At 65.4% G+C, this 13,895-nt stretch carries 14 protein-coding genes; 4 read left to right on the top strand and 10 right to left on the bottom strand.

The window, feature by feature from the left end; genetic code table 11:
- Positions 1-95: 95 nt before the first annotated feature.
- The gene (locus J2X65_RS26450) at positions 96-404 is read left to right on the top strand and encodes a DUF302 domain-containing protein (protein ID WP_310208355.1); all 309 of its coding nucleotides are present in this window, start codon (positions 96-98) and stop codon (positions 402-404) included.
- Between the two features lie 23 nt (positions 405-427).
- On the opposite strand, the gene J2X65_RS26445 is transcribed toward J2X65_RS26450, so the two are convergent.
- Positions 428-898, bottom strand: coding sequence for a MarR family winged helix-turn-helix transcriptional regulator (locus J2X65_RS26445; protein ID WP_310208352.1), 471 nt, complete (start codon positions 896-898; stop codon positions 428-430).
- Between the two features lie 166 nt (positions 899-1,064).
- Here J2X65_RS26445 and J2X65_RS26440 point away from each other — a divergent pair, with 166 nt between their 5' ends.
- A complete protein-coding gene (locus tag J2X65_RS26440) occupies positions 1,065-2,459 on the top strand; it encodes an MATE family efflux transporter (RefSeq protein WP_310208362.1) in 1,395 nt (464 codons plus the stop codon).
- Positions 2,460-2,516: 57 nt separating this feature from the next.
- Positions 2,517-3,449, top strand: a complete 933-nt coding sequence (locus J2X65_RS26435; protein ID WP_310208349.1) for a ketopantoate reductase family protein — start codon at positions 2,517-2,519, stop codon at positions 3,447-3,449.
- Positions 3,450-3,526: 77 nt separating this feature from the next.
- Here J2X65_RS26435 and J2X65_RS26430 read toward each other — a convergent pair whose 3' ends face one another.
- The 8 genes from J2X65_RS26430 to J2X65_RS26395 are packed head-to-tail and all read right to left on the bottom strand — an operon-like array spanning position 3,527 to position 10,225.
- Positions 3,527-3,823, bottom strand: a complete 297-nt coding sequence (locus J2X65_RS26430) for a YciI family protein (protein WP_310208346.1) — start codon at positions 3,821-3,823, stop codon at positions 3,527-3,529.
- Between the two features lie 56 nt (positions 3,824-3,879).
- A complete protein-coding gene (locus tag J2X65_RS26425; RefSeq protein WP_310208343.1) occupies positions 3,880-4,662 on the bottom strand; it encodes an SDR family NAD(P)-dependent oxidoreductase in 783 nt (260 codons plus the stop codon).
- A 46-nt stretch (positions 4,663-4,708) separates the two neighbouring features.
- The gene (locus J2X65_RS26420; protein WP_310208340.1) at positions 4,709-5,746 is read right to left on the bottom strand and encodes an NADP-dependent oxidoreductase; all 1,038 of its coding nucleotides are present in this window, start codon (positions 5,744-5,746) and stop codon (positions 4,709-4,711) included.
- Positions 5,747-5,792: 46 nt separating this feature from the next.
- The gene (locus J2X65_RS26415; protein WP_310208339.1) at positions 5,793-6,197 is read right to left on the bottom strand and encodes a tautomerase family protein; all 405 of its coding nucleotides are present in this window, start codon (positions 6,195-6,197) and stop codon (positions 5,793-5,795) included.
- A gap of 22 nt (positions 6,198-6,219) precedes the next feature.
- The gene (locus J2X65_RS26410; RefSeq protein ID WP_310208336.1) at positions 6,220-7,404 is read right to left on the bottom strand and encodes an acetyl-CoA C-acyltransferase; all 1,185 of its coding nucleotides are present in this window, start codon (positions 7,402-7,404) and stop codon (positions 6,220-6,222) included.
- A gap of 39 nt (positions 7,405-7,443) precedes the next feature.
- Positions 7,444-8,454: an aldo/keto reductase gene (locus J2X65_RS26405; protein ID WP_310208333.1), complete on the bottom strand. Its 1,011-nt coding sequence runs from the start codon at positions 8,452-8,454 to the stop codon at positions 7,444-7,446.
- A gap of 34 nt (positions 8,455-8,488) precedes the next feature.
- Positions 8,489-9,814 carry an MFS transporter gene (locus J2X65_RS26400; RefSeq protein ID WP_404977801.1) on the bottom strand — a complete coding sequence of 442 codons (1,326 nt, stop codon included), beginning with the start codon at positions 9,812-9,814 and terminating at the stop codon, positions 8,489-8,491.
- A 33-nt stretch (positions 9,815-9,847) separates the two neighbouring features.
- Entirely contained in the window at positions 9,848-10,225 is a 378-nt protein-coding gene (locus J2X65_RS26395) for a MarR family transcriptional regulator (protein ID WP_310208329.1), read from the bottom strand.
- Positions 10,226-10,443: 218 nt separating this feature from the next.
- Here J2X65_RS26395 and J2X65_RS26390 point away from each other — a divergent pair, with 218 nt between their 5' ends.
- Positions 10,444-12,891 carry a heavy metal translocating P-type ATPase gene (locus tag J2X65_RS26390; RefSeq protein ID WP_310208326.1) on the top strand — a complete coding sequence of 816 codons (2,448 nt, stop codon included), beginning with the start codon at positions 10,444-10,446 and terminating at the stop codon, positions 12,889-12,891.
- A 390-nt stretch (positions 12,892-13,281) separates the two neighbouring features.
- Here the strand turns inward: J2X65_RS26390 and J2X65_RS26385 are convergent, their stop codons facing one another.
- Positions 13,282-13,722 carry a hypothetical protein gene (locus J2X65_RS26385; protein WP_310208324.1) on the bottom strand — a complete coding sequence of 147 codons (441 nt, stop codon included), beginning with the start codon at positions 13,720-13,722 and terminating at the stop codon, positions 13,282-13,284.
- Between the last annotated feature and the right edge of the window lie 173 nt (positions 13,723-13,895).

The following is a 13,895-nucleotide window of genomic DNA, read 5'->3' as shown; positions in this document are numbered from 1 at the left end:
GATCTCCGCCCACAAATCATCCGGAAGCAGCTTCTTCACCATGAAGCCAAACTCAAGCCGACATGGTTAACAAACGGTTTTGTTAGGCGCTCTTAATGCGCTTCAGCGTGATCGATCACGGGAAGTGGCTCGCTGTCATGGGGCGGCCGGCAAAGGCCCTGATGATCGTTCTCGGCAATCCCTTGATCGCCTGGACCATGCTCCAGCACGCTATCGCCGCCGGGCTCGATGTGCCGGTGCGCCTGTCGATCCATGAGGATCCGGATGGCAGGACGCGCGTCTCCTACAATCTGCCGTCGACGCTGATGTCATTCATCGACAATGATCAGCTTGCGTGGGCAGCCCGCGGTCTCGACAGCAAGCTCGTGGCGCTTGCGGAAATGATATCCGGCGTGCCGGCGTGAACGACACTTTGCCCAAGATGACGCTAGCTTCGCGCTCCCGGCCGCGTGAACGCTGCCGCGAAGTCGTCCGAGAAGATTTCCGCAAGGGCGAGGCGTAGCTCCGCGGCCCTGTCGACGCCGTAGATCGCCTCGAAGCGGTCCTGAGCGGAGCGCCAGAGGGGGAGAGCCTCATCGAGCTTCTCCCTGCCAAGTTCGGTCAATGCGACGCGGCGGCTGCGGCCGTCCGCCTCGTCTCGGCGCACGACGACGTATCCGTCCCGCTGGAGAGGCTTGAGGTTATGAGCGAGGGCCGAACGGTCGAGCACCATCGACTGCGCCAGCTCGGTCATCGTCGGCTCTCCGGCCCGCGCGATATGCACGAGCACCGAGCGCTGCGAGACAGAGAGTCCGCACGGAGCGAGGACCGTGTCGTATAGCTGCGTGATGCGGCGCGTGGCCTTGCGTAGCGCCGCGCCATTGCAGACCAGCGGATCTTTCATGTGCTTGGCCGTCATCCCAGGCTCCCTCAGGGCGGTGCGAGCTCAATAATACCGCGAGCTTCTCAAAATCGGGCACGGAGCCGGTTGACTGATATTGGCATATGCACGCAAATGCGTCGAGATATACGTGCATATGCTACTAAACCGGGAGCTGACCGATGCCCCATGGCCCGTCGTGCACATGACGCAGGTGTCGTCGATTGAGGCCGCCGCGGTGTCGGCCAAGGCCAATCCGCGTCTTCACGGTATGCTGCATGGCGCGATCGTGCCGACGCTGCTGCGGATGAGCTGGCCGAACGTCCTGATGATGTTGGCGCTGGCATCGACAGGCCTCGTCGAGATCTGGCTGCTGGCCAAGCTCGGAACCGATGTGCTCGCCGGTGTCGCCGTCGTCGTGCCCGTACTGATGCTCATGCAGAACATGTCGCAGGGCGCTATGGGTGGCGGCATCTCCGCGGCCGTGGCGCGGGCACTGGGCTCCGGCAATGGGGCGCTGGCGGACGACCTGGCGCGTCACGCGACCGTGCTGAGCGGCAGTATCGGCTTGGCATTCACCATCCTGCTGCTCCTGTTCAGCGATCCGTTGTTCCGTCTGCTCGGCGCCGAAGGCGCAGCGCTCGCCGCCGCCCATGAATACGGACAGGTGATCTTCCTCGGCCTCGTTCCCCTGTGGCTGATGAGCGCTCTGGCGAGCGTGATTCGTGGGACGGGCAACATGCTGGTCCCGGGCGCGGTGATCTGCGGCGGAGCGGTGCTTCTGGTCCCGGTCTGCGCGGCGCTGATCTTCGGCTTCGGCCCCATCCCGGCGCTCGGGGTCGCCGGCGGTGCCTGGGCGATGGTGCTCTATCAGGTCGCTGGCGCTGCCACGCTCGGCTGGTACTGCATGAGCGGGCGCAATGTCGCTCGGCTTCGCGCCGGACCGCTGCGCTGGAGCCCGATGCGCAGCATTCTCGTCGTCGGCGGCCTTGCTTGCCTCAATCCCCTGATAACGAACGGGCTGATCGCCTCCACGGCGGCGATTGTCGGCGCCTATGCCGGCACCGAGGCCCTGGCGGGCTATGCCACGGCCGCCCGGCTGGAGTATCTGCTGATCCCGGTCGCCTTCGGCCTCGGCGCTCCGATGGTCGCGCTGGTCGGCGCGAATATCGGTGCCGGCCAGCCGCAGCGGGCGCGTGACATCGCGGTCAGAGGTGGCCTGATCGCCTTCGTGATCGGCTCATGTGTCGGGCTGGCGGCAGCGATCTGGCCGGAGGCGTGGCTCCGGCTGTTCGGAACGGACGCTCATCTTGTCGAGACGGGCGCGCATTATCTGCGGATCGTCGGCCCGTTCTACGGCTTCTTCGCCATGGGCTTCTCGCTCTATTTCGCATCGCAGGGCGCCGGCCGGCTGAAATGGCCGCTGCTGGCGGGGGCGACGCGTCTGACGCTCTACGCGGGCGTGGGCTGGGCCGCGCTGGCGCTGACGGGATCGCTGACCGTGTTCTTTGCCCTCGGCGCGGTCGCGATGGCCCTCTACGGCGCCTGCGTCTTCTGGGCGGTCGCGTCGGGAAGCTGGTTCAAGCATCGCAGGCAATAGCGGCGTAGGACGACGCGTACGCGTCGCTCTCGACCAATGGGAATGGAGGATAGGCAGATGAGGATTCTGATCGTCGGCGCCGGCGCGATCGGCGGCTATTACGGCTCCAGGTTCCTGCAAGCGGGCGCCGACGTCACCTTTCTCGTGCGGCCGGGAAGACGCGCCCGCCTCGACGCTGACGGCTTGAGCGTGCGCAGCGATCTGGGCGATTTCGACGGTCCGGTCAATTCGATCTCCAGCGACGAATTGAAAACACCGTTCGACGTCATCGTCCTGTCCTGCAAGGCGTATGATCTCGACGCCGCCATTCAGGACATCCGGCCCGCGGTCGGGCCCGACAGCGTCATCCTGCCGTTTCTTAATGGCCTTGGAGTCTATGATCGTCTGGATGCCGAGTTCGGTCGGGACCGCGTGCTCGGCGGAGTTGCCTATATCGCGGTGACGCTCGGAAGCGACGGTGTGAACCGCCATGCCGGGACGAACGATGTCGTGGTCGTCGGCGCCCGCTCCGCTGCGGGCGAGCCCCAGGCGGCCGCTCTACATGCCTTGTTCGCAAGATCGGCCGGGCTTCGCAGCCACGCGTCCGACATCGTCCATGCGCTCTGGAACAAATGGGTGATGCTGGCGTCAGGCGCCATGATGAACTGCCTGATGCGCGGCACCGTCGCGGACATTCTGGCGAGCCGGGACGGCGAACGCCTCATGCGGCAAGCCATGTCCGAATGCCGCAACGTGGCACAGGCCGAGGGGATCGCGCTCTCTACCGCCGACGTAGAGAAGCTGGAGGCGCGACTGCTCGACAGGGGCTCGGGCTGGGCGGCCTCCATGATGCGCGACATTGCCCAGGGCGCGCATCGCATCGAGGCGGATGCGATCGTCGGCGATATGCTGGACCGGGCCGAGCGCCACGGGCTCGATGTGCCGCTTTTGCGCACGGCCTTCTGCCATCTGCAAGTCTATGAAAAGCAGAATCGCCGGAAGACCGAATAGGACACCAATAGGTCGGTCGGCGGCGTGCTGCCGTTTGGCGACCGATGAGCTATCAGCCGACAGTGTCGCAGCGTCGGCTAGCCCTTCGATCGGATATGGAGCATTGGAAAATGCTCGTAATGGCCGATCCCCTGCTGGACGATGGGATCGGCCGCGGTGATGGCAGCGATATCCCCATCGTCCTCTATGCGGAACAGCGAGACGCCATAGACGCCGGACGGATCGATGACCGGACCATGGGCGATGATCGTTCCCTGACCGAGCAGTTCATTCAGAAAGTCGCTGTGCTTCGCCATCCACTGCTTTTCCTCGTCGTTCAGTGTCGACAGGAAATCCGCGCGTGGCGGTATGTACTTGCAGAGAAAGTGCTTCATCGCTCGGACTCCATAGTGTCGTTCGTGATCGGGCATGTGGCCCGGATGGCCTGACCTCAGAAGCTCTCCGACCACGGCCGCAGATCCAGCTCCTGCGTCCAGGCGCTGCGATGCTGATGGTGGAGGGTCCAGTAGGCCTCGGCGATGGCATCGATGTTGAGAAGGCCATCCGGGCCGCGGCTGTCCTGCAATTCCGGGCGCTTCGACAGCAGGCGCTCGCCGGCAATCCCGCCATCGATCACCACATGCGCGACATGCACGCCCCAAGGGCCGAACTCGCGCGCCAGCGACTGGGAGAGGTTGCGCAGCGCGCCCTTGGCGGCGCTGAACGGCGCGTAGTTGGCCTTGCTGCGAAGGCTGCCGCTCGCGCCAGTGAAGATCAGGCTCTGCCCATGGCTGAAGGGCTCGTCGCGATCCTGACGGGCGAGCAGCGCGGGCAACGCCGCGCGCGCCAGGTGGTAGCCACCCAGCGCATGTTCGCGCCAGTGGACCTCGAATTCCTCCTGCGCCAGTTCGAGAAACGGCGCGGGACGATTGCTACCGGCGTTGTGGACGGCGACCGCGAGCGGCGCCAGCTCCTCGGCGGCGGCGACAAAACGCTTCACATCGTCCTGGTTCGCTACATCGCCCGATAGGGCGCGGACCGTGATGCCATCGGTGTCCAGTCGAGACCGGGTCGCCTCGAGTTTCACGGCATTGCGCCCGGCGATCACGACCGGATAGCCCTCGTGCCCGAACCGTCGCGCGATCGCCGCGCCAAGGCCGTCCGTCGAGCCGACACCGGCGATCAGGATACTGCCGCGGATGGCTACGCCGTTCGGCTCCGCAGTCGATGTCATCTCGTTTCCTCCCACATCCCTTGCCGAGCTCGATCCTCGATCGCCGTCAGTCAGCCTCGCCGACGCGGACCACAAGCTTTCCGAAGTTCCGGCCCTCGAGCAGGCCGATGAAGGCGGAGGGCGCATTGTCGAGGCCGTCGACAATGTCTTCGCGGTAGCGGACCTCGCCCGAGGCGATCCATGCGGAGACGTCGCGCAGGAAGTCCGGATACTGGCCGACGAACTCGCGCTGGATGAACCCGCGCAGGAGGAGGCTCCTGGTCAGGACTGCGCGCATCAATGCGGGCAGTCGGTCGGGGCCCGGAAAGCTGTCTCCGGTGTCGTTGTACTGGGCGATCAGACCGCAGACGGGAATGCGGGCGAAGTCGTTGAGGAGCGGGAAGACGCCGTCCCACACCTTTCCGCCGACATTCTCAAAATAGACGTCGATCCCCTTCGGGCAGGCTGCAGCGAGCTCACCGGCGAAGTCGGCCGAGCGATGATCGACCACGGCGTCGAAGCCGAGCTCGTCGCGCACGAAGGCACATTTGTCGGGTCCACCGGCGATGCCGACGGCGCGCGCCCCCTTGATCCGGGCGAGCTGCCCGACCAGCGAGCCGACCGGGCCGCTGGCCGCCGCGACGACGACGGTCTCTCCCGCTTTGGGATGCCCGATCGTCAGTAAGCCCGAATAGGCGGTGAAGCCGGGCATGCCGAGAACGCCGAGCGCGGTGGTGATCGGCGCCTGCGAGGGGTCGAGCTTGCGCAGGCCGCTGCCGTCGGAGATCGCGTAGCTCTGCCAACCGGAATAGGAGAGGACGATGTCGCCGACAGCGAAGCCGGAATGGCGCGACTGAAGCACCTGCGCGACAGTGCCGCCCTCCATGACATCACCGACTTCGACCGACCTGGCGTAGGACTTCGCGGCGCTCATTCGGCCGCGCATATACGGGTCGAGCGAGAGATAGAGCGTCTTGAGCAGGATTTCGCCTTCGCCCGGATCGGGCGCCGGTTTCTCCTCGGCGCGGAAGTTCTCAGGCCTGGGTGCGCCCTCCGGTCTGGAGGCCAGAAGCACGCGACGATTCAAAAGTCCCGATGCGCTCATGCGATCTTCCTCTTCCTATCGGCTCGGTCTGAGACGAGTGCCGCGCCTACCAGCGCGGAGCGCCTTCGGCCAATTGCAGTTCGCCCCGGCCGAACGAGAAGTTCTCGTTCGGGATCGGGATCAGCGTTACAAAAATATCGTCCGGCGAGATGCCGACGGCTTCGACGACGAGCCGGTTGATGGCGGCGACCAGCTTGCGCTTGTCGTCCAGCGGGCGATGGGCCCCGATCATCACGGTGACGATCATCGCATTGGCCGGATCGCGCTCCATGCCGAAGAAGGTCGGGTGGATGAAGAGTTCATCCGGGCCGTGCTCGCTCAGGATGACGAAGCGGTCGTCCTCCGGAATGCCGAGGCCCTGGACGAGGGACTGGTTGAGTGCATCGGCAAGAGCGCGCTTCTGGTTGCTGGAGAAGCGGCCAGCGGGAAGATGGGCGTTGAAGACGGGCACTGATGATCCTCTCCCTGCGAAATCAGAGCGCTTCGAGCGCGAGCGCGATGCCCTGGCCGCCGCCGATGCACAGCGTGACGATGCCCTTCGACAGCCCGTCGCGCTTCATCGAGTAAAGGAGACGCGTGGTCAGGATAGCTCCTGTCGCACCGATGGGATGGCCATGGGCGACGGCGCCGCCTTCGACATTGACGATGTCCTCGGGCAGCCCGAGCTCCTTGATGATCGCGAGCGGCACGGCCGCGAAGGCCTCGTTGATCTCGATCCGCTGGATGTCGCAGAGCGTCCAGCCGGCGCGGTCGAGCGCCTTGCGCACGGCGGGAACGGGTCCGAGGCCGAACAGACCCGGCTCGACGGCGGCGACCCCGAAGCCCGCCAGACGGGCGAACGGTTCGATGCCCCTGGTCTCGGCGAAGCCGCGCTCGGCGACGATCATCGCAGCGGCGGCGCTGTTCAGGCCGGGCGCGTTGCCGGCGGTGATCGTCCCCTCCTTGCGGAAGGCGGGTTTCAGCCTGGCGAGCGTCTCTGCCGTCGTATCGGGGCGCGGCGCCTCGTCGGTGTCGAAGATTTCTGTGCCTTTGCGGCCCTTGATCTCGACCGGCACGATCTCGCTCGCGAACCTCCCGGCGTCGCGGGCGGCTGCAAAGCGTTGCTGCGAGCGCGCCGCGAAGGCGTCCTGCGCCTCGCGCGTGATCTGGAGCTGGGTGACGAGGTCTTCGGTGTGCCAGCCGGAGTGCTCACCAGAGAAGGCGTCGTTGAGCCCGTCCGTCAGCATGCTGTCGAGGATCTGGGCCGGACCCATGCGGTAGCCCCAGCGCCCGCCATCCATGAGGTAAGGCGCGCGGTCCATGTTCTCCATTCCGCCGGCGATGGCAGCATGGCTTGCGCCCGCGGCGATCTCCAGCGCGGCGCTGAGGATCGCCTGTGCGCCGGAGCCGCAGACGCGATTGACCGTCAGCGCCGGCACGGACACCGGCAGGCCGCCGCCGAGCGCCGCCTGCCGCGCCGGGTTCATCCGGTTGCCGGCCTGGATGACGTTGCCCATGACCACGGTGCCGATGTCCTCGCCGGACAGGCCGGCGCGCTTGAGCGTTTCCTTCACGGCGATCGCTCCGAGCTCGGTGGCGGGCACGCCTTTCAGCGTGCCGTTATAGGCGCCGATGGCGGTGCGAACCGGATGGGCGAGGATGATGTCGGTGGTGCTCATGAGCTGGTCTCCTGTTTCTGGGCGGTCTGGGCGGCGCGATCAGGCCACGAGGTTCGGGACGGCGCCGCCCTCCGACCACGGGATGGGCCTTCTGGCTGACGATGCGGGTACGATGGCGCTGACGGCGTCGAGCCGCTCGAGTTGATCGGCGGTGAGCTCGACGGTGAGCGCGCCCAGATTGCTGGAAAGCTGGGTCAGCGAGCGCGGGCCGATGATCGGGACCGCGCCATGGGTGCCGGCCCAGGCGATGGCGACCTGATCGGGGCTGACATCGAGTTCGCCAGCGACGGCGAGAACGGCGTCGAGCACGGCCGTGCGCTGCGCGCTGTTCTCCGGCTGGAATACCCTGCCGCCAAAACCCTCGGCGCGGCCCTTCTCGCCCTGCCGGTACTTGCCCGTCAGCATGCCACCGCCAAGCGGCGACCAGGTCACGATGCCGAGCCCGAGCGCATAGGAGGCCGGGAAGAGGTCGGCCTCGGGCTCACGATGTACCAGGCTGTGCTCGAACTGCGCCGCGGCGATCGGAACCGCCCTGGCCAACTCCGCAAGCGTGACCGCGCGGGCGAGCCGCCAGGCGGGGAAGTTCGACAGCCCCGCATAGAGAATCTTGCCGGCACGGGCGAGGTCCTCAAAGCCACGGACGATCTCCTCGGCCGGGGTCACGCCGTCGGGATGGTGAGCCCAGAGGATATCGATCCGGTCGGTCTTCAGTCGCTTGAGGCTGCCCTCGACCGAGGCGACCAAGGCCTTGCGGCTGTTGCCGGTGACAAGCCGGTCGGCGTTGGGCACGGCGCCGTTGGTGAATTTGGTGGCCAGCACGAAGTTCTCGCGCCGCCCCTCGAGCAGGGAGCCGAGAACCTCTTCGGACTGACCGAACTGATAGATGTCGGCCGTGTCGATGAAGTTGCCGCCCGCTTCGACATAGGCGTCGAAGACTGCCTTGCTCGTGTCGGGATCGGCGCCGTAGCCCCAGCCCATACCGAAATTGCCGGTTCCGAGCGCGACCTGCGAGACCCTGAGACCCGTCTTGCCGAATGTCTTGTACTTCACGTCTTTGGCTTCCTGTATCGAACGAAAAACTGCGTCATGCTGTGACGGCCGAAGCCTGGCTCCGCACTTTGCGCAGGGCGAAGACTGCGAGGGCCGCGAACAGGCAGAGCGCGCCGGCGGCGAAGAAGACGGGGAGATAGGTGAAGTAGATGTCGCGCGTCAGTCCGGCCCCATAGGCCGCGACGGCGGAGCCGATCTGATGGCCGAAGAAGATCCAGCCAAAGACAATGGTCGCGTTCGGTCCAAACCTCTCGGCCGCCAGCTTGACGGTGGGCGGCACGGTCGCCAGCCAGTCTAGGCCGTAGAAGACGGTGAACAGGGTGAGCTCGTAGAGCCCGAAATCGGTGAAGGGCAGATAGAGCAACGAGAGCCCGCGCAGCACGTAGTACCAGAACAGCAGCCAGCGGCTGTCGAAGCGGTCCGTCAGCCAGCCCGAGCCGATCGTGCCGATGAAGTTGAACGCGCCGATGGCCGCCAGCATTCCTGCCGCCGTTACAGCCGCAATCCCGAAGTCGCCGCAAATCGAGACGAGGTGGGTTTGCACAAGCCCCGTCGTGGTGGCGCCGCAGATGAAGAAGGTACCGAAAAGGACCCAGAAGGCGCCGGAACGCGATGCCTCGCCGAGGACGCGGATCGGCGCGATCAGGCTCTCCAGCCAGGACATGCTCTGCGGGGCTTCGGCCGGCGCTTCTGTCGCACCATAGGGGAGCAGTCCGACATCCGCGGGCCTGTCCCGCATCAGCAACAGCACGAGGAGCGTGGCCAGCGCGAGCATCGCCAGAAGCAACCCCAAAGCGAGCCGCCATCCCCAGGCCTCGGACAGTGCGGCGAAGGCGGGCAGGAACAGCACTTGGCCGGTCGCGACACTGGCGCTCAGCAGGCCGACGACCAGTCCACGGCGCGCCACGAACCAGCGTGTGGCGACCGTCGCGCCGAGCACCATTGCGGTGAAGCCGGTGCCGAGACCGACCACGACCCCCCACAGCAGGAAGAGCTGCCAGAGGCCAATCATCCAGAAGGAGCCAACCACGCCAGCAGCGATGAGAACCAGCGCAAAGACGCAGATGCGCTTGACGCCGAAGCGGTTGAGGAGGGCGGCCGCGAACGGCCCGACTGCGCCGAACAGCAGAAAGCGCACCGCGAAGGCGGCGGAGATTTCCGCGACGGACCAGCCATACTCCCTTTGCAGCGGGCCGATCAGGACGCCGGGCGCGCCGACCGCGCTCGCGCCCACCATCATTGTGAGGAAGGTGACGGCGACGACCACCCATCCGTAATGGATGCCCCGCGCGGCGAAACGGTCCGCGAGCGGCGTCGAGGGAGAGGGATTTGGCGTCTGTCCTATCACGAGCGCCTCCAAACACGGGTAGATGCCCGCTCTAGGGCAAAAAAATCAGATCACGCGCAGGATTTCCTGTAGCGCGGTCACTCTTACGGGGCCGAGTTGTGTCTCGATGCTGCGCTGACAGTCCTCCCACAGAGGGCCGGCAACATCGAGCGTCTCCGCTCCACGGGCCGTGAGGTTGACGGCCGCCTCCCGATGATCGTCCTCACCCCGCTCCAACGCCACCAGACCAAGACGCTCCAAGACCCGGACATTTCGGCCGATCGTCGAGCGATCGAGCTCGGCGGTGCGGGCGAGCTCGGTCAGGCTGACGGGCTGGAGGCGTTCGACGGACCGCAGCAGAGAGTATTGGGCGATGTTGATGCCGAGCGGCGCGAGAGCGCGGTCATAGACCGAGCCGATCTTGCGGGTCGCCGAGCGCAGCATGGAGCAGTAGCAACGAGCCATGGAAGGTGTATATACCCGTGTTGGAGTAATGTCGATGAAGAAGGATGGCCCGTTTGATTCGGCCCCCTCCTCTTTCCGTCGACGGAAAAAGCGCCACTCGGACGAGGGTCCTGATACCAGCTGCAGAAGGTGCCCTATGAAAATTGCGCCTGCCTCCGACCGGCGGGCGAACGGAAGGACGTCGGATGAAATCTGATATGGTGGGCGACGACCCCGGACGCAGTGGCGACAGCGGCGAGAGTGACCCGGTCTGCGGCATGAGCGTTGACCCGGCTGCCGCCGAGCACCACGCCACACACGAAGGCCGCACCTATTCGTTCTGCTCGGCCGGGTGCAAGGCGAAGTTTGAGGCGTCTCCCGAGCACTATGCCATGGCGGCGGCACCTGCGCACGACGCCCATGATCACGGCGGGTCACATACGGGTCTCGGTCATGATGGGCATGACCACGGGCACCATCACGCCCATGCCGGCAGTCTTGCGCATCACCACGGGTACGCAGTGCTGCACCCGACCGGGCCCATGCCTGAAGGGACCGTCTGGACCTGCCCGATGCATCCCGAGATCCGCCGCGACGGACCGGGAAGCTGCCCGATCTGTGGGATGGCGCTGGAACCGCTGATCGCGACCGCCGCGAGCGGCCCCAGTCCCGAGCTGGCCGACATGACGCGCCGCTTCTGGATCAGCCTCGTGCTGGCGTTTCCGGTCTTCGTTCTGGAGATGGGCTCGCACCTGATCCCAGCCCTGCATCATCTTGTGCCGGGACAGGTCTCGGTTTGGGTTCAGCTTCTGCTCGCGACACCTGTGGTGCTTTGGGCGGGTTGGCCCTTCTTCGAGCGGGCTTGGGCGTCGCTGGTCAACCGCAGCCTTAACATGTTCACACTGATCGCGATGGGCACCGGCGTCGCCTGGACCTACAGCGTGGTCGCGACTCTGGCCCCAAGCGTTTTCCCGGCGGCGTTTCGGGCAGCGGATGGCACCGTCGCGGTGTACTTCGAGGCTGCCGCCGTCATCACAGTGCTAGTCCTTCTCGGCCAGGTGCTGGAATTGCGTGCCCGCGAGCAGACCTCCGGGGCGATCAAAGCGCTGCTCAACCTGGCGCCCAAGACCGCCCGCCGGATCGCCGGCGACGGTACGGAGGAGGACGTTCCGGTCGAACTCGTGGCGATCGGCGACAGGCTGCGGGTGCGACCCGGAGAAACTGTCCCTGTCGACGGCAGCGTCGAGCAGGGTCGCTCGTCGCTCGACGAGTCCATGGTGACAGGTGAATCCATGCCGGTGACGCGCGGCGAAGGGGACACCGTCGTGGGCGGCACGCTGAACCAGACGGGCGCACTCGTGATCCGTGCCGAGAAGGTCGGCCGCGACACCATGCTGTCCCGGATCGTGCAGATGGTCGCGGACGCGCAGCGCTCGCGCGCGCCGATCCAGCGCATGGCCGACCAAGTCTCCGGATGGTTCGTGCCCGCGGTCATCATAATTGCGATCACGGCCTTCGCGGCCTGGGGCGTCTGGGGACCGGAGCCGCGCCTCGCACACGGGCTGATCGCCGCTGTCTCGGTCCTGATCATTGCCTGTCCGTGCGCACTCGGCCTCGCCACGCCCATGTCGATCATGGTCGGCGTCGGCAAGGGCGCAGGCGCGGGCGTTCTGATCAAGAACGCCGAGGCCCTCGAGCGCATGGAGAAGGTCGACACGCTGGTGGTCGACAAGACGGGCACTCTGACCGAAGGCAAGCCGGCCGTGACAGGGATCGTCCCGGCCGCGGGCTTCTCCGAAAACGAAATTCTGCGTCTCGCAGCCAGCGTCGAAAAGGCGTCAGAGCACCCGCTGGCGCTGGCGATCGTCGCGGCCGCGGAGAAGCGGGAGATCGTCGCGGCGACGGTCGCCGACTTCGATTCGCCGACCGGCAAAGGCGCCCTCGGAACGGTCGAGGGCCGGCGCATCGTGCTCGGCAACGCTGCTTTCCTGAAGGAGAGCGGTGTCGATGCCTCAGCACTGGCCGAGCAGGCCGACGCGCTACGCCATAATGGGGCGACGGCGATCTATATCGGCGTCGACGCACAGGTCGCCGGCATCTTCGCAGTCTCCGACCCGGTCAAGGCGACGACGCGGGCGGCGCTCGATGCGCTGAATGCGGACGGGATCCGCATCGTCATGCTGACCGGCGACAACCGCACGACCGCCGAGGCCGTGGCACGCCGGCTCGGCATTGACGAGGTCGTGGCCGACGTGCTGCCCGATCAGAAGGCGGCCGTGGTGGAGCGGCTGAAGGCGCAGGGCAAGGTGGTTGCCATGGCGGGCGACGGGGTGAACGACGCTCCGGCACTCGCTGCCGCCGATGTCGGAATTGCGATGGGCTCGGGAACCGACGTCGCTATCGAGAGCGCCGGAGTGACCCTGCTCAAGGGCGACCTCACCGGCATCGTCAAGGCGCGCCGTCTCTCCGAGGCGACCATGGCGAACATCCGCCAGAACCTCGTCTTCGCCTTCATCTACAACGCCGCCGGTGTGCCGGTGGCTGCCGGTGTCCTCTATCCGACCTTCGGCCTGCTGCTGTCGCCGATCATCGCCGCGGCGGCCATGGCGCTCTCGTCGGTGAGCGTGATCGGCAATTCTCTCCGCCTGAGGTCGGCGAAATTCTAGTACTTATCGATGGCCATTCAGAGATTTCGGCTGGACACATTGACTCTGCCCTCAAACTCGGGGAGGTCCGCTTACCCTCCGCTAATTAAAGTATCGGCGACGCGAGAGCGCTATCGCATCGTAAGTTCGGTACATTTTGTTCGGGCTGTGGAGTGAAATCGGCGGCCTTTGACGGCATTACGTTCTTAAAATTGGCGTCTTCGATCAAGGTGGCGGGCCGCGCCCAACGAAGATGAGCACTATGAGATCATCATAAACCTCTGATTATTATACAGATACTCCGCACTATGCGGCTATCGGCGGGTTTCGGCGGCATTTGGGCGGCAAACGGCGGCTATTTTGGGTATCGCAGTACACTGATCATGCGCATCGCGAAGGCGCTCGATTTCTTCACCCAGCTGGCCCTGGTCCATATCGATCTCCATTTGCCTGCACATGCGCTCGCACTTGGTCGACCCACGCTGGGTACCAATACCAAGCGCCATCAGCCAGAGTCGTCCCAAATGCTTTGCCTGGAGCCTTAGCGTCCGCCGTCTGCCAAAGCTGGGTATGATGATGCAAATTGAAGCGAGGATAGCCCTCCTCTCTCATCAGAGAGACGATCTGGCCCGGCTTAAGCTTCGGTTTTTCGACTTCTTTCAACGCCAGTCGAACATGGTCACCCTTCTCAGTGCCCGGACGTAGAAACTCAACGACTTGATCCGCCTTCCCTCGCGAGTTCACGGCCTGCTCGATGTAGGCGACGCGATAAGAATAGCGCGGATCCGCCACCATCTCGTCGGTCAACCCATCCTCATATTCAGTATGAGCTGCTTGGATGTGAGCCGGCATATCCGTCTCGGAGAGCAGGATGTTACGATGATCTCTGCTGATACCGCTGAACTGTAAGGCGAGGGATAGATCTCGGTCGATAGCCTGCCCCTATTGAGTGGTCCGGTTTGACTCTAATGCATAGTGGGCCTTTCGGCCTGGCTTGATTGGCAGGGCTTCAGGGACAGGATGGC

This window comes from Ancylobacter sp. 3268 (assembly GCF_031456575.1).
Lineage (GTDB): Bacteria > Pseudomonadota > Alphaproteobacteria > Rhizobiales > Xanthobacteraceae > Ancylobacter.
Note: the sequence above shows the minus strand (reverse complement) of the source record. Positions and strands in the feature narration are given on the sequence as shown.